The organism is Paenibacillus nanensis, assembly GCF_003583765.1.
GTDB lineage: Bacteria > Bacillota > Bacilli > Paenibacillales > Paenibacillaceae > Pristimantibacillus > Pristimantibacillus nanensis.
Genome location: NZ_QXQA01000022.1, coordinates 46,420 through 65,035 on the forward strand (window position 1 = coordinate 46,420; position 18,616 = coordinate 65,035).

At 53.7% G+C, this 18,616-nt stretch carries 23 protein-coding genes and 1 other annotated feature; of the genes, 2 read left to right on the plus strand and 21 right to left on the minus strand.

The features are described from left to right. Window positions 1-17: 17 nt before the first annotated feature. The 15 genes from rplJ to gltX form a co-directional block, all read right to left on the minus strand. Window positions 18-521, minus strand: coding sequence for a 50S ribosomal protein L10 (gene rplJ / locus D3P08_RS24800; RefSeq protein WP_119602818.1), 504 nt, complete (start codon window positions 519-521; stop codon window positions 18-20). Between the two features lie 59 nt (window positions 522-580). Next, window positions 581-746, minus strand: a sequence feature (ribosomal protein L10 leader region). Between the two features lie 23 nt (window positions 747-769). Further along, window positions 770-1,462, minus strand: coding sequence for a 50S ribosomal protein L1 (rplA, locus tag D3P08_RS24805; RefSeq protein ID WP_119602819.1), 693 nt, complete (start codon window positions 1,460-1,462; stop codon window positions 770-772). A 135-nt stretch (window positions 1,463-1,597) separates the two neighbouring features. Continuing rightward, on the minus strand, window positions 1,598-2,023 hold the full coding sequence (gene rplK / locus D3P08_RS24810) for a 50S ribosomal protein L11 (protein WP_119602820.1): 426 nt from the start codon (window positions 2,021-2,023) through the stop codon (window positions 1,598-1,600). 59 nt (window positions 2,024-2,082) lie between these two features. Then, the gene (gene nusG, locus D3P08_RS24815) at window positions 2,083-2,616 is read right to left on the minus strand and encodes a transcription termination/antitermination protein NusG (protein WP_119602821.1); all 534 of its coding nucleotides are present in this window, start codon (window positions 2,614-2,616) and stop codon (window positions 2,083-2,085) included. Between the two features lie 24 nt (window positions 2,617-2,640). Continuing rightward, window positions 2,641-2,850: a preprotein translocase subunit SecE gene (gene secE / locus D3P08_RS24820; protein ID WP_119602822.1), complete on the minus strand. Its 210-nt coding sequence runs from the start codon at window positions 2,848-2,850 to the stop codon at window positions 2,641-2,643. A gap of 18 nt (window positions 2,851-2,868) precedes the next feature. Continuing rightward, window positions 2,869-3,018 carry a 50S ribosomal protein L33 gene (rpmG, locus tag D3P08_RS24825; protein WP_082967189.1) on the minus strand — a complete coding sequence of 50 codons (150 nt, stop codon included), beginning with the start codon at window positions 3,016-3,018 and terminating at the stop codon, window positions 2,869-2,871. A 297-nt stretch (window positions 3,019-3,315) separates the two neighbouring features. Further along, window positions 3,316-3,969: an RNA polymerase sporulation sigma factor SigH gene (sigH, locus tag D3P08_RS24830; protein WP_119602823.1), complete on the minus strand. Its 654-nt coding sequence runs from the start codon at window positions 3,967-3,969 to the stop codon at window positions 3,316-3,318. Between the two features lie 183 nt (window positions 3,970-4,152). Next, window positions 4,153-4,677, minus strand: a complete 525-nt coding sequence (locus tag D3P08_RS24835; protein WP_119602824.1) for an NYN domain-containing protein — start codon at window positions 4,675-4,677, stop codon at window positions 4,153-4,155. Window positions 4,678-4,680: 3 nt separating this feature from the next. Continuing rightward, window positions 4,681-5,436, minus strand: a complete 756-nt coding sequence (rlmB, locus tag D3P08_RS24840) for a 23S rRNA (guanosine(2251)-2'-O)-methyltransferase RlmB (protein ID WP_119602825.1) — start codon at window positions 5,434-5,436, stop codon at window positions 4,681-4,683. A 60-nt stretch (window positions 5,437-5,496) separates the two neighbouring features. Next, window positions 5,497-5,625, minus strand: a complete 129-nt coding sequence (locus tag D3P08_RS27945; RefSeq protein ID WP_276311192.1) for a hypothetical protein — start codon at window positions 5,623-5,625, stop codon at window positions 5,497-5,499. A gap of 778 nt (window positions 5,626-6,403) precedes the next feature. Next, window positions 6,404-6,547, minus strand: coding sequence for a hypothetical protein (locus tag D3P08_RS27455; protein WP_162848594.1), 144 nt, complete (start codon window positions 6,545-6,547; stop codon window positions 6,404-6,406). 136 nt (window positions 6,548-6,683) lie between these two features. Continuing rightward, window positions 6,684-7,148, minus strand: a complete 465-nt coding sequence (locus D3P08_RS24845) for a Mini-ribonuclease 3 (RefSeq protein WP_119602858.1) — start codon at window positions 7,146-7,148, stop codon at window positions 6,684-6,686. A gap of 5 nt (window positions 7,149-7,153) precedes the next feature. Beyond that, window positions 7,154-8,566 carry a cysteine--tRNA ligase gene (gene cysS, locus D3P08_RS24850; RefSeq protein ID WP_119602826.1) on the minus strand — a complete coding sequence of 471 codons (1,413 nt, stop codon included), beginning with the start codon at window positions 8,564-8,566 and terminating at the stop codon, window positions 7,154-7,156. Beyond that, window positions 8,547-9,215: a serine O-acetyltransferase gene (gene cysE / locus D3P08_RS24855; RefSeq protein ID WP_119602827.1), complete on the minus strand. Its 669-nt coding sequence runs from the start codon at window positions 9,213-9,215 to the stop codon at window positions 8,547-8,549. Before cysE ends, cysS begins: the two co-directional genes overlap by 20 nt. 481 nt (window positions 9,216-9,696) lie before the next feature. Further along, window positions 9,697-11,157: a glutamate--tRNA ligase gene (gene gltX, locus D3P08_RS24860; protein WP_119602828.1), complete on the minus strand. Its 1,461-nt coding sequence runs from the start codon at window positions 11,155-11,157 to the stop codon at window positions 9,697-9,699. Window positions 11,158-11,773: 616 nt separating this feature from the next. Between gltX and D3P08_RS27130 the strand changes: the two genes are divergently transcribed. Beyond that, on the plus strand, window positions 11,774-12,043 hold the full coding sequence (locus D3P08_RS27130) for a hypothetical protein (protein ID WP_147381851.1): 270 nt from the start codon (window positions 11,774-11,776) through the stop codon (window positions 12,041-12,043). A 156-nt stretch (window positions 12,044-12,199) separates the two neighbouring features. Here the strand turns inward: D3P08_RS27130 and ispF are convergent, their stop codons facing one another. The 3 genes from ispF to D3P08_RS24880 form a co-directional block, all read right to left on the minus strand. Continuing rightward, window positions 12,200-12,676, minus strand: coding sequence for a 2-C-methyl-D-erythritol 2,4-cyclodiphosphate synthase (ispF, locus tag D3P08_RS24870; protein WP_119602830.1), 477 nt, complete (start codon window positions 12,674-12,676; stop codon window positions 12,200-12,202). Window positions 12,677-12,678: 2 nt separating this feature from the next. After that, entirely contained in the window at window positions 12,679-13,395 is a 717-nt protein-coding gene (gene ispD, locus D3P08_RS24875; protein ID WP_119602831.1) for a 2-C-methyl-D-erythritol 4-phosphate cytidylyltransferase, read from the minus strand. 96 nt (window positions 13,396-13,491) lie between these two features. After that, on the minus strand, window positions 13,492-14,592 hold the full coding sequence (locus tag D3P08_RS24880) for a PIN/TRAM domain-containing protein (protein ID WP_119602832.1): 1,101 nt from the start codon (window positions 14,590-14,592) through the stop codon (window positions 13,492-13,494). Window positions 14,593-14,753: 161 nt separating this feature from the next. Here D3P08_RS24880 and D3P08_RS24885 point away from each other — a divergent pair, with 161 nt between their 5' ends. Beyond that, window positions 14,754-15,149, plus strand: coding sequence for a nucleoside triphosphate pyrophosphohydrolase family protein (locus D3P08_RS24885; RefSeq protein WP_119602833.1), 396 nt, complete (start codon window positions 14,754-14,756; stop codon window positions 15,147-15,149). Window positions 15,150-15,245: 96 nt separating this feature from the next. Here the strand turns inward: D3P08_RS24885 and pssA are convergent, their stop codons facing one another. The 3 genes from pssA to radA form a co-directional block, all read right to left on the minus strand. After that, window positions 15,246-15,992, minus strand: coding sequence for a CDP-diacylglycerol--serine O-phosphatidyltransferase (pssA, locus tag D3P08_RS24890; protein WP_119602834.1), 747 nt, complete (start codon window positions 15,990-15,992; stop codon window positions 15,246-15,248). Between the two features lie 87 nt (window positions 15,993-16,079). Next, entirely contained in the window at window positions 16,080-17,156 is a 1,077-nt protein-coding gene (disA, locus tag D3P08_RS24895) for a DNA integrity scanning diadenylate cyclase DisA (protein ID WP_119602835.1), read from the minus strand. Between the two features lie 11 nt (window positions 17,157-17,167). After that, on the minus strand, window positions 17,168-18,535 hold the full coding sequence (gene radA / locus D3P08_RS24900) for a DNA repair protein RadA (RefSeq protein ID WP_119602836.1): 1,368 nt from the start codon (window positions 18,533-18,535) through the stop codon (window positions 17,168-17,170). Window positions 18,536-18,616: the final 81 nt, after the last annotated feature.

An 18,616-nucleotide genomic window follows, 5' to 3' on the forward strand; every position in this document is an offset into this window, starting at 1 on the left:
TTGTTGCACTGCCGATATTAAGCGCCAGCTTCTTGCTTTTCTCCAACTGCTTTAACCGCAAGCGCGAAGTTGCGCATAGGCGCTTGAAGCACGCTGAGGAGCATGGAGAGCAAACCTTCGCGGGAAGGAAGCTCTGCAAGAGCCTTGATTTGATCCATTCCTACGACTTTGCCTTCTACAACGCCGCCTTTAAGCTTCAAAGCATCGTTCTTTTTAGCAAACTCGTTCAGGATTTTTGCTGGAGCAACAGCGTCTTCGCCGCTGAATGCTACTGCCGTAGGTCCTGTCAGAATGTCGTTTAATGCTGTCAATTCCGTACCTTCAGTCGCACGGCGAACGAGCGAGTTTTTCAGAACTTGGAATTCAACACCCGCCTCGCGGAGCTGCTTCCGGAGTTCAGTTACTTGCGCAACGTTCAGACCGCGGTAGTCGGCAACAACGGTGCTTGGGCTCGAAGTAAGCTTCGACGCGATAACAGCAACCGCTTCTTGTTTCTCTTGAATGATCTTTGCGTTAGCCAAACTGTACACCTCCCGTAAAATTTATACATCCCGTGAATACGACGGATATTCCTGGCCTTGGGTGCAATGAGAAAGGCCTTCGCAGACGAAGCGAAGGCCATGATTTCGTTATCGAGCGCAGGCAAGCATCGCTTGCCGCATTCCTCAACGTTTTATCATAACACCTCGGTAGGAAATTAAGTCCTCTCGGACACCTACTGTCTACGGTATGCGTATTCGAATGTTAGCTCAGTTTCCTAAATTCCGGATTAGCGGAACGATGCAGTCGAGACGCGAGCGCCAGGACCCATTGTGGAGGAAACCGAAATGTTTTTCAGGTAAACGCCTTTAGCAGCAGCCGGTTTAGCGCGCACCAGAGCGTCGATCAGAGCTTTCAGGTTTTCGTTCAGCTTCTCAGCGTCGAACGAAACTTTACCGATTGGAGCGTGGATTTGACCCGCTTTGTCCAGACGGTACTCGATCTTACCTGCTTTGATTTCTTGAACGGCCTTTGCAACGTCGAACGTTACAGTACCTGCTTTCGGGTTAGGCATAAGGCCCTTACCGCCCAGGATACGACCGAGCTTACCAACTTCAGCCATCATGTCCGGCGTTGCTACGCAGACGTCGAATTCGAACCAGCCTTGTTGGATTTTGTTGATCATGTCTGCGTCGCCAACATAGTCAGCGCCTGCAGCTTCCGCTTCTTTCACTTTTTCGCCTTTTGCGAAAACGAGAACGCGTTTTGTCTTACCAGTACCATGCGGAAGTACGACAACGCCGCGTACCGCTTGGTCTTGTTTACGAGGGTCAACGCCCAGACGAACTGCTACTTCAACGGACTCGTCGAATTTAGCTGTCGCAGCCTTCTTTACAAGCTCAATCGCTTCAGATGGCTCGTAAGTTGCTTCGCTGTCAATCAGCTTAGCAGCTTCTAGATACTTCTTGCCGTGTTTAGCCATTGTAAGTTTCCTCCTTTGTGGTTATAGCGGTTCATCCTCCTAGGGATGATCCTCCCACCTCGCGAGACCGAAGTCTCGCCAAGCGCGATGTCCGAGAACATCTTAACCGCGTTCGTCCCGAAGAACGATGCGAAATTAGTCAACGATCGTTACACCCATGCTGCGCGCAGTACCTTCAACCATACGCATTGCCGCTTCAACGGAAGCTGCGTTCAAATCTTGCATTTTCGATTCTGCGATTTCGCGAACTTTGTCACGCTTCACAGTTGCGACTTTCTTCTTATTCGGCTCGCCCGAACCTTTTTCGATACCAGCTGCTACGCGGAGCAATACTGCCGCCGGCGGCGTCTTTGTTTCGAAAGTGAAGGAACGATCTTCGAATACCGTGATCACGACTGGAATAATCAGACCTGCTTGATCCGCAGTACGAGCGTTAAATTCTTTACAGAACGCCATGATGTTAACGCCTGCTTGACCGAGTGCCGGACCGATTGGCGGCGCAGGGTTTGCTTTACCTGCAGGAACTTGCAGCTTGACCATCTTGATGACCTTTTTTGCCATGACTCACACCTCCTTGCCCTGATATACAAGCGAGAAACGCCTGCTCCGGAAACCGGATATTATATCTTCTCCACTTGAGTGTAATCCAGCTCAAGCGGGGTTTCCCTGCCAAACATGTTGACATGAACCTTCAGCTTCGCTTTGTCCAGCAAAATCTCTTCTACCGAACCGACAAAGTCGGCAAAAGGACCTACCTTGACGCGAACCGTTTCCTTCAGCTCGAATTCGATCTTCGGCTTCGGCTCTTCCATGCCCATGTGTTTCAGAATCTGATCCACTTCATCAGGCAGCAGAGGCGTCGGCTTGGAACCGGATCCTGTCGATCCTACGAATCCTGTTACACCCGGCGTATTCCGAACAACGTACCACGAATCGTCGGTTTGAATCATCTCTACAAGGACATAACCAGGGTAGACCTTGCGTTGAACGGTTTTTTTCTTCCCGTCCTTCTCTACCACTTCGTCCTCCATAGGAACGAGCACGCGGAAGATTTTGTCCTCCATGCCCATCGATTCAACCCGGCGCTCCAGATTGGTTTTCACCTTGTTCTCATAGCCGGAGTAAGTATGCACGACATACCATCTTTTTTCCATCAATAATCCACCTTTGGTCCCTTCTTAGACAATCAGCTGAACCAATTCCGAGATCCCGATGTCAAGAAGCCAGAAGTAAATCGTCACGACTATTACCGTGAAAAATACGATCAAGGAATAGCTCGTGAGCTCTTTACGGCTTGGCCAGCGAACCTTCTTCAGCTCCGCCCAGCTGTCGGCAAAAAAACTAAACGTCGATCCAAAGCCTTGCTTCAGTCTCGCCAAAAATGCCACGGTCACACCTCCAATGGACTATCGCGTCTCGCGATGAGGAGTCTGCTCGTTACAGAACTTGCAAAACTTCTTCAACTCGATGCGGTCGGGGTGATTGCGCTTGTTCTTGGTCGTCGCATAGTTTCTCTGTTTGCAGTTTGTGCATGCCAACGTGATGATTACCCGCATTGAATTACACCTCCCGAACTGCTTAAAAATACGAATCATTGAAGCTATATAGTAAGTTCATTGATTCCATCGCCAATACGAAAAAAACCTCGAATTCAGGCCTACCTAAACACTTTATCACAAGGCATTCCTTGTGTCAATGAAAGATAGGTGGCCGGCAATTTACGAATTTATGGCAACTTGGGTCCGAAATTGGTTGCTATCAGTATCGTCGAAACTACCTCTTTTAAAACCAATGGACTGTCTTCTCTGCCTGAAAAACGTCAGACAGTAAAGACAGTCCGTTGAACAAAGGGTCTATAGGCCGCCGAAATCCCGAACTTCCAAATATCGTTCCAGCTTGCGCTTCACACGCTGCAAAGCATTGTCAATTGATTTCACATGCCGGTCGAGATCGACCGCTATCTCTTGATAGGATCGCCCATCGAGATAGAGCATCAGCACCTTGCGCTCCAAATCGCTCAAAATCTCGGACATCTTGTCTTCCAAACCGACGAATTCTTCTTGATTAATAATAAGTTCCTCTGGGTCAGACACTCTCGTGCCGCAGATCACGTCGAGCAAGGTCCGGTCGGAGTCCTCGTCGTAGATGGGCTTGTCTAACGAAACATAAGAATTGAGGGGGATATGCTTCTGTCTGGTAGCTGTCTTGATCGCCGTGATGATTTGTCTTGTAATGCACAATTCGGCAAAGGCTTTAAAGCTAGCAAGCTTGTCCCCTTTGAAATCCCGGATCGCCTTATAAAGACCGATCATCCCTTCCTGCACGATATCCTCGCGGTCGGCACCGATCAAAAAATAGGAACGCGCCTTCGCTCTCACAAAGTTCTTATATTTGTTAATCAAATATTCCAGCGCCATGCTGTCGCCGTTACGGACCGCTTCTACGATATCCTCGTCCGCGCTGCATTCATATTCGAGCGTACTCCATTCTTTGAGGTCGATACTCACACACTATCCCTCCGGCCTGCAAGGCGTACACCGCGCTAGATTTGAGTATATATAAACATACGAAAAGATCGCTTGAAACATGATTCAGTATACATTATGTAACCTTACAACGTCAACCGATCCGACACCCGAAATCTATCGATTTTATAGCAAAATTGTAACTTTGTGGCACAGAAAATGATGCTATTTTCCGCCTCTTCTCATACGCTCCAGTTTGCTCCAAACATCCAGGCTGATATTCTGGTCGAGAGAGTTGCGCTTCACCGGTTTTTCCTCTTTGATCGTTTGCTCGATTTCTTTGCGGTTTTGGCCGATGTCGATCAGCAGTTCCCTAGCGGAGATGCGCAAAGCGCCCTTGCCGAAAGCCACGTGCTGCTCCACCAGGTCGGAAGTCGCGACGTAGAGGTTGCGCCTTCTCGCGATCAGCTCGTTGCACAACCTCTCGATGCATTCATCCGCCGTTTCTTTTTCTTTTGTGTAGACGATGGTCAGCTTGTTCCGCTTGTAGGTCTTGCCGAGCCCCGGCACCTGATGCGCGTCAAAAATGACGTACACCTGCATCCCCGTGAAGCCTTGGTAGTCGGCAAGCATGTCCAGCAGCCTATCCCGCGCGTCCTCCAAATCGTGCTCCTTCAGCCTCTCCAGCTCCGGCCAAGCCCCGATCATATTGTAGCCGTCCACGAGCAGGACGTCGTCGCGCCGGTTCATGGCCTAGCTTTCCCGTCGTTGCCTGACAACCTCATACATGAGCACGCCCGCGGCAACCGAAGCGTTCAAGGAATTCAGCTGGCCAAGCATCGGAAGCTTTACGAGAAAATCGCATTTTTCCTTAATAAGCCGCCCCATCCCTTTGCTCTCGTTGCCGATGACAATGGCCAGAGGCATATCAAACTTGGTTTTAAACACATCTTGCTTCGCGCTTACGTCCGTACCCGCGACCCAGACGCCCGCTTCCTTCAGCCTATCGATTGTCTGCGCCAGGTTCGTCACCCGCGCAACCGGCACATGCTCCGCCGCGCCCGCGGATGTCTTGAGCACGGTCGCGGTCAGCCCGGCCGAGCGGCGCTTCGGAATGACGACGCCGTGGACGCCGGTGCATTCGGCCGTTCTTAGAATCGATCCCAGATTATGCGGATCCTCAATTTCGTCCAGCAGCAAAATAAACGGCGTCTCGTTTATGCTTTGCGCGGCGTTCAAGATGTCCTCGACTTCAACGTAAGCGAAAGCAGCCGCCTGCGCGATCACGCCCTGATGCGTAATGCCCGGCGCCATGCTGTCCAGCTTGCGCTTATCGACGAACTGAACGACGATGCCCTGCTTCTTGGCTTCCGTAGTAATCGGCTGGGAAAGGCTTTTTTGCGCCCCCTCGGCGATCCAAATCTTGTTGATTTCACGTCCGGAGCGCAGCGCTTCCAGCACGGGATGCTTGCCGGCGATGAGCTCCTCCTGATTAACCTCAACGGACATAATTGTCCTCCTGTCTGATGTGGGTTCGTTCTGAAATGGTTTAACTGAATGATGTGCGCACTATTTAGAACCGTGCGCCATATTGTAGCGCCAGCGGGACGGTGCTGTAACGGCTTTTTTCGCCGTTACGGCGTACACGCCAGCCTCTTTCGCCTCTGTAACGGCGTTTTTCACCGTTACGGCGCACATATTGGCCGCTTACGTCCCTGTAACGGTGTTTTTCGCCATTACAGCGTACACGCTAGCTTCTTACGTCCCTGTAACGGCGTTTTTTCGCCGTTACAGGGTACGCGCCAGCCACTTGCGCCCCGGTAACGGTGTTTTTCGCCGTTACAGCATGCGTGCCAGGCCTCTTTCGCCTCTGTAACGGTGTTTTTCACCGTTACAGCGTGCGCGTCAGCCTCTTACGCCTCTGTAACGGCGTTTTTCACCGTTACGGCGCATATACTGGCCGCTTAGGCCCCTGTAACGGCGTTTTTCGCCATTACAGGGTACGCGCTAGCCTCTTTCGCCCCTGTAACGGCGTTTTTCGCCGTTACAGGGTACGCGCCAGCCACTTGCGCCCCGGTAACGGTGTTTTTCGCCGTTACAGCATGCGTGCCAGGCCTCTTTCGCCTCTGTAACGGTGTTTTTCACCGTTACAGCGTGCGCGTCAGCCTCTTACGCCTCTGTAACGGCGTTTTTCACCGTTACGGCGCATATACTGGCCGCTTAGGCCCCTGTAACGGCGTTTTTCGCCATTACAGGGTACGCGCTAGCCTCTTTCGCCCCTGTAACGGCGTTTTTCGCCGTTACAGGGTACGCGCCAGCCACTTGCGCCCCGGTAACGGTGTTTTTCGCCGTTACAGCATGCGTGCCAGGCCTCTTTCGCCTCTGTAACGGTGTTTTTCACCGTTACAGCGTGCGCGTCAGCCTCTTACGCCTCTGTAACGTCGTTTTTCACCGTTACGGCGCACATACTGGCCGCTTAGGCCCCTGTAACGGCGTTTTTCGCCATTACAGGGTACGCGCCAGCCTCTTTCGCTTCTGTAACGGTGTTTTTCACCGTTACGGAGCACATACTGGCCACTTGCGCCCCGGTAACGGCGTTTTTCGCCGTTACAGCGTACATGCCAGCCTCTTACGTCCCTGTAACGGTGTTTTTCGCCGTTACGGCGTGCCCACTAGCCTATTGCGCCCAGGTAACGGCGTTTTCCACCGTTACAGCGTGCCCAGCAGCTCACACCGCAACTGCGCCCCTTTTTCCTTTACACCTCGCCTTGCGGCTGCCGCTCCAGCGCAATTTGGAACAGCTCCCCGAGGCGGTCCAGCCGGCCCTCAAAGTAGAGGTAACCGACCAGACACTCCAAAGCGGTGGCCATGCGGTAGTCCGCGGGGTCGGCATTTTTCGGCGGAGCGCCGGATTTCGTATTGCGTCCGCGCCGCATAATGTCCGCTTCTTCCTCCGTCAAATAAGGCGTCCACCGCTCCAGCAATTCCTTTTGCGCCTTGGCCGACACCAGCTTGGTCGCTTCCTTATGGAGGTGGTGCGACTTATTATTCGGCAATGAAATCAAATATTGTCTGACCAAGAGCTCGAACACCGCGTCCCCCATATAAGCCAGCACGACCGGATTGATAAGCCCCGCCTTTTTATCCGGGACATGCAGCGCGAGCGGATTGTTACTGGGTTTATCCGAATGGAGACCCGCTTCCTGTAGATCCTTCCACATTTCCGTCATTTGCGCCGCCAACGAATACCTTGAGGCGTATCCTCAAGCACGATGTTCTTTTCGTTCAGCAGATCGCGGATTTCGTCCGCGCGCGCCCAGTTCTTCGCTTTACGCGCCTCTGTCCGCTCCACGATCAATTGCTCGATTTCCTCATCCAGCAAATCCTCTTCCGCAGCCGCCGGCAAAAGACCAAGCACATTATCCATACGTTCAAACGCCGCAATCAGCAGCCCAAGACCTTCCTCTGTTACGTCGTCGCCCTTCATGTACAGATTCGCTTCCGATACGAGCTCGAACAAAGCCGTGATCGCGTCCGGCGTGCTGAAATCGTCTTCCATCTTCGCCTGGAATTGCGCGGCGATCCCGTCCAGCTTACTCCGAAGCGCTGCTGTCGAATCCCCCGAAGGAACGCTGCCTGCCGCCGCTTCCAATCTATGCTTCAGGTTCGCGTAGCAGTTGGCGATGCGCTCAACGCTGTTCTCCGCTTGCGCGATCGTATCGTCGCTAAAGTTAAGCGGGCTGCGATAATGGGTCGCCAGCATGAAATAACGGATTGCCTGCGGCTTCACCCGCTTCACAAGCTCATGAACCGTAATGCCGTTGCCGAGGGACTTCGACATTTTTTCATTGTTGATGTTGACGAAGCCGTTATGCATCCAATAATTAGCGAATGGCTTCCCTGTGATCGATTCGGTTTGCGCAACCTCGCATTCATGATGCGGAAATTGCAGGTCCGTACCGCCGCCGTGAATATCCAGCGTATCGCCCATATATTTGCGCGCCATCGCCGAGCATTCGATATGCCAGCCCGGACGGCCCGGTCCCCAAGGGCTATCCCACTTGATCTCCCCAGGCTTCGCGCCCTTCCACAGCACAAAATCGCCCTGGTTCTCCTTGCGGTCGCCGATCTCAACCCGAATACCGAACTGGAGCTCCTCAATATTTTGATGAGACAGCTTGCCATAGTCTTCGAATTTTGAAGTCCGGAAATACACGTCGCCTTCGCTTGCGTACGCATAACCCTTGTCAATTAGTTCCGCAATAAATGCGATAATATCGGGAATGTGCTCCGTTACGCGCGGATTCAGCGTCGCTTTGCGCACGCCTAGCGCTTCGATGTCCTCGTAGAACGCTCCGATAAACTTTTCCGCCACCTCAGGGACGGTCGTGCCGAGTTCATCCGCCTTGCGAATCAGTTTGTCGTCCACGTCCGTGAAGTTGACAACATACTGCACCTCAAACCCCGCATCCTCCAAATATCGGCGAACAACGTCAAAAAAGATGACCGGCCGAGCGTTTCCAATATGAATATAGTCGTAGACCGTTGGTCCGCAAACATACATTTTTACTTTGCCTGGCTCCTGCGGCTGAAAGCTTTCCTTCGAACGCGTGAGCGAGTTATAGATTGATACGGTCATGGATTTCGTTCCCCTCCTGTTTGGCCTTGTGTACTTCCTTCTTCAAATCATCGATTTCCTTCTGCATCGCCCGAAGCATCTCGATTACCGGGTCCGGCAGCTGCGTATGGTCGAGCCGGTCGCCGACTCTTTCTCCATTGCGTCTGACAACCCGTCCAGGGTTGCCCACTACCGTACAATTGTCCGGAACCTCACGCAGCACGACGGCATTGGAACCGATATTGGAGTTATCCCCGACCCTAAAAGAACCCAGCACCTTCGCGCCGGAGCCGATAACCACATTATTGCCAATCGTCGGGTGCCTTTTACCTTTCTCCTTGCCTGTTCCTCCGAGCGTCACGCCTTGGTAAATGACGACATCATCCCCGATCTCGCAGGTTTCCCCGATGACCACACCCATGCCATGATCGATAAAAAGCCGCTGCCCGATTCTTGCGCCAGGGTGGATCTCAATACCGGTCATAAAACGGCTGAACTGCGAGATCATCCTCGCCAGCGTGTACCAGCGCCTTTTATAGAGCGCATGAGCTAAGCGGTGCGCCCAAATGGCATGAACGCCGGAGTATGTAAATATGACTTCAAAACGACTGCGGGCTGCCGGATCATTTTCAAAAACAGTCTGCACATCCGATCGAAACTGGCGCAGCATATCGATCTCCCCCTTCCATGCCGCCATATCTATCCCAACACTACGGGTAAAAATAAAAAGCCCCCGCAGCACATAGCGTGCTGCAGAGGCGTATACTCGCGGTTCCACTCTGCTTGAACAGCCCTTGCGGCTTATAACCGAAGGCCGAACATCTCGATGCCGTCTTTAACGCAGACATTACGTTGCCGCCTACCTCGTTATCTGCCGGACTTACGTTTCCGGGAATAACGGCTCGGAGCAAGGCTCCCAGGTGCATGTTTCCGTTCAGGCGGACTAGACAACTTGCAGCCCCATTCCGTTCCGCACTAAGAAGCGGCGCCGATTCGAATGACGGTTGTCCTCTCTGCGAATCCTAAGCCAAACGTACTTCTCCTGTTCATGGCCGATCCATTATGGATAGTCATAGTATACCGAATCGCGCAAAAAGTGCAATAGCCTTTACACGAATTCCGCATCATGCGGAGTCAGAACAGGCTTTTGCTTACGCGAGACGTTCTTTCAGTCTCGCCACAACCTTTTGCTTGCCAAGCAGAGCGATCGATTGATTCAAATCCGGACCATGCGTTTGCCCCGTCAGAGCCGCACGGATCGGCATAAACAAAGCCTTGCCTTTGTGCCCGGTGTCCTTTTGAACCGTTTTGATCATATCTTTGATGCCGTCTACTGTAAAAGGAATTGCGTCCGATTCAACCAGCGCAAGGAACGCGCCGAGCACTGCCGGCACTTGCTCTTCCGCTAGTACGGCTGCGGCTTCTTCTTCTTCGACGACGTTTTCACGGAAGAAAAGCTCCGTAACCGGCACGATATCCGCGGCGCAGCGCAGCTTATCCTGATGCAGCGCAACCAGGCTCGTCACCCACTCTCGGCCCTCGGCGTTGAGCGTATCCGGGACGCGGCCGGCTTTATGCAGATGAGGGATACACATGTCAACAACGCGCGCGAGATCGGCTTTTTTCAAATATTCGTTGTTCATCCAGTTGAGCTTCTGCGTGTCGAACACGGCCGGGCTCTTGCTGAGACGATCCGGGTTGAACACTTGAATAAGCTCTTCGCGCGTGAACATCTCTTGCTCGCCTTCCGGCGACCAGCCCAGCAGCGTGATAAAGTTGAACAAAGCCTCAGGCAAATAGCCCAGAGCATCGTACTGTTCGATAAATTGGATGATGGACTCGTCGCGTTTGCTGAGCTTCTTTTTGTTCTCGTTGACGATCAACGTCATATGGCCGAACACCGGCGGTTCCCAGCCGAACGCTTCGTAAATCATCAGCTGGCGCGGCGTGTTGGAAATATGATCTTCCCCGCGGAGCACATGGCTGATTTTCATCAGGTAATCGTCCAGGACGACCGCGAAATTATAGGTCGGAATGCCGTCCTTTTTCACGATGACGAAATCGCCCATCTCTGCCGTGTCAAAGCTGATGGTGCCCTTCACCATGTCGTTAAACGTGTACGTGCGGCCTTCCGGCACACGGAAACGAATGCTTGCGACGCGGCCTTCCGCTTCGAAGGCTTGCTGCTGCTCCGGCGTCAGATTGCGATGCTTGCCGGAATAACGCGGCGTCTCGCCGCGAGCCTGCTGCTCCTCGCGCTCTTGCTCCAGCTCTTCTTCCGTGCAGTAGCAGCGGTACGCGAGCCCGCGGTCGAGCAGATCCTGCCAATATTCGCGGTAAATATCAAGACGTTCGGTTTGGCGATACGGTCCGTATCCCCCGCCCACGTCGATGCTTTCGTCCCAATCGATGCCGAGCCACTTCAGGTAGGTCAGCTGGTTCTCCTCGCCGCCCGCCACGTTGCGTTTCACGTCGGTATCTTCGATGCGGATAATAAATTTCCCGCCTTGGTTTCGCGCAAATAAATAATTAAATAAGGCCGTTCTGGCATTGCCGATATGCAAATGTCCCGTCGGTGACGGCGCATAACGTACGCGTACTTCTGATGTCATGGATTGTTCCTCCTTGATTATAGGTGTGGCTAAAGTCTCCAGTGGGTCATAGATCTTGGTTAATTGTAAGCCAAGGCGGCTGTAAATGGGATCATCCTGTTGTAGTTTAATGCCGTTCTCCAGAACATCCCGCTCCACTTATCGGCTGTTCATAAGTTGATGTTACTCAAAACCCGAAGCTGCTACAACTCCCATGTAAGCTTGAGAAAGCTCGCCTGACGCGACTATTTCGCTCATAATCGCTGCTGCTCGCTTTTAAGCTCGCCACGCGCCACTATTTCACTCAAACACGCTGCTGCTACCCTTTAAGCTCGCCTCACGCTACTATTTCGCTCAAACCCGCTGCTGCTCGACTTTTTAGCTCGCCTCACGCCACTATTTCGCTCAACCCGCTGCTGCAACCCTTTAAGCTCGCCTCACGCTACTAATTAGCTCAAACCCGCTGCTGCTCGACTTTTTAGCTCGCCACACGCGACTATTTCGCGCAAACCCGCTGCTGCTCGACTTTTTAGCTCGCCACACGCGTCTATTTCACGCAGGCCGCCCGCTTCCCCGCATTTAAGCCGGTGCAAGCGGCTTACCCCGGCAAACCGCCCGCTTCTCCGCATTTAAGGCGGTGCAAGCGGCTTACCCCGCGCAAACCGCCCGCTTCCCCGCATTTAAGGCGGTGCGAGCGGCTTATTCCGCGCAAACCGCCCGCTTCTCCGCATTTAAGGCGGTACAAGCGGCTTACCACGCGCAAACCGCCCGCTTCCCCGCATTTAAGGCGGCGCGAGCGGCTTACCACGCGCAAACCGCCCGCTTCCCCGCATTTAAGGCGGTGCAAGCGGCTTATCCCGCGCAAACCGCCCGCTTCCCCGCATTTAAGGCGGTGCAAGCGGCTTAACCAGCTCAATCCGCCCGCTTCCCCGCATTTAAGGCGGCGCGAGCGGCTTACCACGCGCAAACCGCCCGCTTCCCCGCATTTAAGGCGGTGCGAGCGGCTTATTCCGCGCAAACAAGCCAGCCCCGCGCTCACTTAGCGGCCCGAGCGGCTTATCGCCTACGCCTTCACCAATAGCACCACCGATTGCGCGGCGATGCCTTCGCCGCGGCCGGCGAAGCCGAGCTGCTCCGTCGTGGTGGCCTTGACGTTGATCTGGCTGACGTCGGCCTCGAGCGCGTCCGCGATGATCTCCGCCATCTGCGGGATGTACGGCAGCATCTTCGGACGCTGCGCGATGATGGTGGAGTCGGCGTTGCCAAGCTTGTAGCCCCGCTCCTTCGCCAGCTCCCATACCCGCTTCAGCAGCAGCAAGCTGTCGGCGTCCTTGAACGCCGCGTCCGTGTCCGGGAAGTGCTTCCCGATATCGCCAAGCCCAAGCGCTCCGAGAATCGCATCGGATATCGCGTGCAGCAGCACGTCCGCGTCGGAATGTCCAAGCAACCCCTTCTCGTACGGGATGGTAACCCCTCCGATAATGCACGGCCGCCCTTCTACCAGCTGATGCACGTCAAAACCTTGTCCCACTCGTATCATTTCTATGTTTCCCCTCTCCCAGTTAAAGCCGACGACCGCCGCTGCGCCAGCAAAAACTCCGCATACGGCAAATCCTCCGGCGTCGTGATCTTAATGTTCGTGTAGTCCCCTTCCGCGACGGATACGGGAACGCCCATACGCTCCACCACCATCGCGTCGTCAGTGCCGAGGAAGCCCTCCGCCGCCGCTCGCGCATGCGCTTCAAGCAGCATGACACGACGAAAAGCTTGCGGCGTTTGGATCGCCCACAAGCTTCTCCGGTCCGGCGTCGACACAATGACGCCGCCTGCATCAACCTGCTTGATCGTGTCTTTGACAGGAACCGCAAGAACGGCCGCGCCGGACGCCAGAGCGGCGCGGCAGCAATTCGCCACCGCCGCCTCCGTCACCAGCGGGCGGACGCCGTCATGCACCATGACCCATTCCGACCGAAGCGCCGTAAGGCCGAGTTTCACGGAATGCTGCCTCTCCGCGCCGCCGCCTAGAACGGCGGACACCTTCCGCAAGCCGTATTCGCTTACCCAGCTCTGGCAGCGGACGATATCCCCTTCGCCGACGACAAGCGCAATCTCCTCTACAAACGAAAGCCGGTCAAACAGCTCCAATGTATGCACGAGGATGGGCTTGTCCGCCAGACGCAAATACTGCTTGCTCTCTTTCGTCCCCATCCGCGATCCGCGGCCGGCCGCAACGATAACGACGCCCCACTTTTGTTCCATGTCTTCAACCTGCCCCCGAACCAATCTGCGCAGCCGAACCGGCCCGCGCCGGCATCCGTTCGGTTACGCGCTGTACAATAGTACTATCATACCTTGTTACAGCGCTTTTTCCAACAGCTTCGGCTTGGCAAATATCATACGGCCCGCAGACGTCTGCAGAACGCTCGTCACCAGCACTTCCATCGTTGTTCCGATGTAGTCCCTTCCGCCTTCCACAACGATCATCGTTCCGTCGTCGAGATAAGCGACGCCTTGCCCATGCTCCTTGCCATCCTTGATCACTTGAACAATAATTTCTTCTCCCGGCAGCACAACCGGCTTAACGGCATTGGCAAGATCGTTAATGTTCAGTACGGATACGCCTTGCAGCTCGCATACTTTGTTCAGGTTGAAGTCGTTGGTGACGACTTTGCCGCGGAGCGCCTTCGCCAGCTTCACCAGCTTGCTGTCCACCTCGCCGATCTCCTCGAAGTCTCCTTCGTAGATCAGCACCTTCACATCGAGCTCCTTCTGAATTTTGTTCAAAATATCAAGCCCTCTGCGGCCCCGGTTACGCTTCAGCAGGTCGGATGAATCCGCGATATGCTGCAGCTCCTCGAGCACGAATTCCGGAATGACGAGCGTGCCTTCAATAAACCCCGTTTTGCAAATATCCGCAATGCGTCCGTCAATGATCACGCTGGTGTCCAAAATCTTATGCTCCTCGTAGCCCCGGGTTTCCTCCGGCACCGCGACCGGCCGCTGCTTCTCGGCAAGCGCCGTAATCCCTGCAGCGATCTCTTCCTGCTTCGACAGTCCGATCCGCAGCCCGACATAACCGAATGCCAGCGCCATTACCGCTGGAAGCAGAACGCCAACGCCGTTTAGCTCGGATACCGCCGGGTACAGCAGCACGGCCAGCAGCAATCCGGCCAGCAAGCCGCCCGATCCGGATAATAATTGCCGAAGCGGCATTTCCGCCGTAACCTCAACGCCTCTTTGCATTAACCGAATGGCCGGACCCGCCAGAACCGTTGCCGCAATCATGCCGATTAGGGCTCCTACCGCTACATTCATGTAATAAGTGCCGGATTGCTGCAGCATGCCGAATGAGGAAGAGCTTGTCCAAGCGGACGACCCGTTCACCCATCCATTAATCTCGCTGCCTGCTATTCCGCCAAACAATAAACCGATCGCCTGAATTATTCGTCTAACCATAATGGTTCACCTCCATTACAATTATGTTCCAATCTTTCCATCGTTAATCGTGGCAATAGGTAAAATGTTCAATATCTTATGACATGTGGAAAACGGCTGCAGGGAGGATTATAATGAAAAGGTGATTACTTCCTACAAAGTGGGTGAATGAGGTGGAATCCATGAGTGCTCCAACATTAGAACAATTCCAGCAGCAAGTTTCCGAGCTATTGCTGCGGCATCGAAGCCTGCTGGATGTCATGTCTAAGCTTGGCCAATCCAGCGCATCCGTCAACAGGGCAGTAACCAAAGCGGTAACGGACTGCGGCTGCATTGAATTAAATGCCCGCAAGCAGCATTACTCCGATGAATTGAATTTGGAGAATGCGAAACAAACGGTGGACAATCATCTTTCCGGCGAGCTGTGCGAGCATTGCGAGGATGTCATAAAAAGCGAGCTCGGACGTAATTTGTTTTATATGACCGCATTATGTAATCTGCTTCAAATTCAACTGGACGAAGTGGTCGCCGAAGAACATAACAAATGCTCGACGCTTGGACTTTTCAACTTGACCTAAGGCCAGAATCAACAACCGATTCGCATGAAAAAAGAACGTTCCCGGCCGCTTGCGGCCACAGGGAACGTTCTTTCATTTAAATACCGATCGATTAGACTATGCCGGCTTCTCGCTTTGCGCCGAGTCGTCAGCGTCATTTTTCGCCTTGCCGCGTTTGCGAGCCCGTTTCGGCAGACGGCGGTCAACGTTTTTTTTTAATCCGTACAACGCATATAAAAGCAGCGGAACAAACAAGATTTTCGACAATTGATTTTCGAAGAGCAGTCCTAATACGATAGCGATCACGATAATAATCGGCACGGCCCAGACCGCGCTGCGCGGAATGCCGACCTTCTTGAAATTCGGATATCGAATCGTGCTGACCATTAAGAAGGACAGAACGAGTGAGCATGTAAGCAGAATACCTACCGAAATATCGTCTTTAAACAAAGCTAAAGTCGCAAGCACGCCCCCGGCGGCCGGAATCGGCAAACCGATAAAATACCCCGCGTGGCTTGTAATCACATTAAACCGGGCGAGTCGAAGCGCGCCGCAAATCGGAAATATGGCGGTTACGATCCAGGCAAGCGCAGGACTTAAGTCCTGAAAGGCCACGACATACATAATAAAGGCCGGCGCTACGCCAAATGAGATAACATCGGATAAAGAGTCCAGTTCTTTGCCAAATTCGCTTTGGGCATTGAGGGCTCTTGCCACTCTGCCGTCCACGCCATCCAGCAGCATGGCGATCAGCACCATCACCGCCGCCATCTCCGGCTTCTCGTTGAACACCAAGATAATGGCGATTATACCCAAAAACAAATTGCCAACCGTGAGAAGGCTCGGTATCGATTTTGCGATCATCTAATCCACCTCTTCTCTACTATGCCCCAATGCCGAACCTGCTCAGCCGGTTAATGTTTGGAACACATTCAATCAATTGTATGAGAATTAAATTTGTCTGTCAATGAACATCTGTTCCTGAATGCGCTTTAACCCGTCTTTTATCGCACGGGCGCGCACTTCGCCAATTCCGTCCACCTCGTCCAATTCTTCAATCGTCGCCATTAAGATATGCGGGAGATGTCCAAAACGTTCCACCAAATTGTTCATAATGATCAGCGGCAGTCTCGGGATTTTATTAAGCAGTCTATAGCCGCGCGGCGATACGGATTCGTCCGCCATATTGTTCGTCTGCGGGTATCCGATCAATCGCACGACCGGAGATGCGTCAAGCAGCTCCTCCGAGCTCAGCTTCTTCAGGCCGTTCCGGATTTCGCGAATTTTCTCGTCGGAGTTGTCTTTGGCGTAATCCTTGAGAAGGAACCATGCATCCTCCTCGACGCCCCCTACCAGCTCATCCATCTGCATGCTGATAAGACGTCCCTCCGTGCCTAGCTCGTTGACATATCGGCTGATCTCCATCTTAATGCGAAGCACCATCTCGACGCGCTGAATCACATGAGCAACCTCTTGCAGCGTCACCAGTTCTTCGAATTCAAGCGCGGACAAATTCGTGAAGGACTGGGTAAGCACCGCTTTATATTTCTCAAGCGTCTGAATGGCTTGGTTCGCCTTTGTCAGGATAACGCCCATATCTTTAAGCGAATAGCGCAGGTTTCCCTGGTACAGCGTAATGATATTGCGCCGCTGCGAGATCGACACGACGAGCTTGCCCGTCTGCTTGGCCACCCGCTCGGCCGTACGATGCCGGATGCCCGTCTCGATCGACGGGATCGAGCTGTTCGGAATAAGCTGCGTGTTCGCGTACAGAATCCGCCTCATATCCTCGCTCATAATGATGGCCCCGTCCATCTTGGCCAGCTCATATAAGTAGTTAGGCGAAAAATCGCAGTTGATGGAAAAGCCGCCATCCACCACTTCCATTACTTCCGGGCTGTAGCCAACGACAATAAGCGCGCCCGTCTTCGCTCTAAGCACATTCTCTAGCCCTTCCCGGAAAGGGGTGCCTGGCGCAACTAATTGCAATAACTGATTCATCACTTCCTGCTGAGTCGGTTCTTTCATGATTATGCCCCCTATCCAAGCGCCGCCTTAAGTGCTTCCGCTACTGTGCTTACTCCAATGATCTCAATGCCGTCAGGCGCTTTCCAGCCTTTGAGACTTTTCTCTGGCATGATCACCCTTTTGAAGCCCAGCTTCTCCGCTTCCTTCACGCGCTGCTCGGCTCTCGATACGGCTCTAACCTCCCCAGTTAGGCCTACCTCTCCAAAAATAACGTCATACGGCTTGGTCGGCGCATCCCGGAAGCTGGAGGCGAGGCTGACCGCTGCGGCCAAATCGACCGCCGGTTCGTCCAGCTTCACGCCGCCCGCTACGTTAAGATAAGCATCCTGCGTCTGCAGGAACATGCCGTTACGCTTCTCGAGCACCGCAATGATAAGCGCCATCCGGTGATGGTCAATCCCCGTGGACATCCTTCGAGGGGATGGGAAGTTCGTCGTCGCCACCAACGCTTGCAGCTCGACCAGAACCGGACGGGTTCCTTCCATGCTCGCGACGACGGTGGAGCCGGATACGCCGAGCGGACGTTCCGAGAGGAACAGCTCGGACGGATTCGAAACCTCGCGAAGTCCCTGTTCTCCCATTTCAAAAATACCGATTTCGTTCGTTGAGCCGAAGCGGTTCTTCACGGCCCGCAGCAAGCGGTACGTATGGTGACGCTCGCCTTCGAAATAAAGCACGCAGTCCACCATATGCTCCAGCAGTCTCGGCCCCGCGATCGCGCCTTCTTTCGTCACATGTCCAACCAGTACGGTGGCGATGCCTTTGATCTTGGCAACCCGCATGAAGTGGGCTGTGCATTCCCGCACCTGCGATACGCTCCCCGGCGCGGATTCAACCCTCGGGTCAAATACCGTCTGAATCGAGTCGATCACGAGGAAATCCGGCTGTACCGATTCGATGGCATCGTTAATTTGCTCCATATTCGTCTCGCACAATACATACAGCGTCTCCGTCAACGCGCCCAGCCGGTCTGCGCGCAGCTTCGTCTGACGGACGGACTCCTCACCCGATATGTACAGCACCTTCAGCCCTTTGCTCGCAAGCGCATGAGAGGTTTGCAGGAGCAGCGTCGATTTCCCGATGCCGGGATCGCCGCCGACCAGAATAAGCGAGCCCGGCACGACGCCTCCTCCGAGCACCCGGTTAAGCTCGGCCATTCGCGTCTCGATGCGCGGTTCTTGCCCGCTTTCTATATGTATGATCGATTGAGGCTTTTCTTTCGTATGGATTCCCGATAAGCCGACGCCCTTCGTCTTCACGACCGTCTCTTTCTCTTCGACCATCGTGTTCCAAGCGTGGCAGCCCGGGCATTTCCCGAGCCATTTCGGCGATTCGTTGCCGCATTCGGTACACACGAATTTCGTTTTTATTTTGGCCATTCCGTGCTCCTTCTACTAAATCTCTTCTTCAAAGTTTACCATTTTATCTTGTGCCAAGAAAGGCACTTTGCGGATAACGAT

What these genes read in the sequence shown, in the direction of transcription:
- rpmG (WP_082967189.1), bottom strand. Translation starts at nt 3,018, where the DNA reads ATGCGGGTAATCATCACGTTGGCATGCACAAACTGCAAACAGAGAAAC.
- cysS (WP_119602826.1), bottom strand. Translation starts at nt 8,566, where the DNA reads ATGACCGTATCAATCTATAACTCGCTCACGCGTTCGAAGGAAAGCTTT.
- rlmB (WP_119602825.1), bottom strand. Translation starts at nt 5,436, where the DNA reads ATGTCCGTTGAGGTTAATCAGGAGGAGCTCATCGCCGGCAAGCATCCC.
- D3P08_RS27945 (WP_276311192.1), bottom strand. Translation starts at nt 5,625, where the DNA reads ATGTGCGCCGTAACGGTGAAAAACGCCGTTACAGAGGCGAAAGAGGCT.
- nusG (WP_119602821.1), bottom strand. Translation starts at nt 2,616, where the DNA reads ATGGAAAAAAGATGGTATGTCGTGCATACTTACTCCGGCTATGAGAAC.
- ispF (WP_119602830.1), bottom strand. Translation starts at nt 12,676, where the DNA reads ATGATACGAGTGGGACAAGGTTTTGACGTGCATCAGCTGGTAGAAGGG.
- gltX (WP_119602828.1), bottom strand. Translation starts at nt 11,157, where the DNA reads ATGACATCAGAAGTACGCGTACGTTATGCGCCGTCACCGACGGGACAT.
- ispD (WP_119602831.1), bottom strand. Translation starts at nt 13,395, where the DNA reads ATGGAACAAAAGTGGGGCGTCGTTATCGTTGCGGCCGGCCGCGGATCG.
- pssA (WP_119602834.1), bottom strand. Translation starts at nt 15,992, where the DNA reads ATGATCGCAAAATCGATACCGAGCCTTCTCACGGTTGGCAATTTGTTT.
- disA (WP_119602835.1), bottom strand. Translation starts at nt 17,156, where the DNA reads ATGAAAGAACCGACTCAGCAGGAAGTGATGAATCAGTTATTGCAATTA.
- D3P08_RS24845 (WP_119602858.1), bottom strand. Translation starts at nt 7,148, where the DNA reads ATGTGGAAGGATCTACAGGAAGCGGGTCTCCATTCGGATAAACCCAGT.
- rplA (WP_119602819.1), bottom strand. Translation starts at nt 1,462, where the DNA reads ATGGCTAAACACGGCAAGAAGTATCTAGAAGCTGCTAAGCTGATTGAC.
- D3P08_RS27455 (WP_162848594.1), bottom strand. Translation starts at nt 6,547, where the DNA reads ATGTACGCTGTAACGGCGAAAAACGCCGTTACCGGGGCGCAAGTGGCC.
- D3P08_RS24835 (WP_119602824.1), bottom strand. Translation starts at nt 4,677, where the DNA reads ATGAACCGGCGCGACGACGTCCTGCTCGTGGACGGCTACAATATGATC.
- cysE (WP_119602827.1), bottom strand. Translation starts at nt 9,215, where the DNA reads ATGCTGCGCCAGTTTCGATCGGATGTGCAGACTGTTTTTGAAAATGAT.
- D3P08_RS24885 (WP_119602833.1), top strand. Translation starts at nt 14,754, where the DNA reads ATGAGTGCTCCAACATTAGAACAATTCCAGCAGCAAGTTTCCGAGCTA.
- D3P08_RS24880 (WP_119602832.1), bottom strand. Translation starts at nt 14,592, where the DNA reads ATGGTTAGACGAATAATTCAGGCGATCGGTTTATTGTTTGGCGGAATA.
- radA (WP_119602836.1), bottom strand. Translation starts at nt 18,535, where the DNA reads ATGGCCAAAATAAAAACGAAATTCGTGTGTACCGAATGCGGCAACGAA.
- rplK (WP_119602820.1), bottom strand. Translation starts at nt 2,023, where the DNA reads ATGGCAAAAAAGGTCATCAAGATGGTCAAGCTGCAAGTTCCTGCAGGT.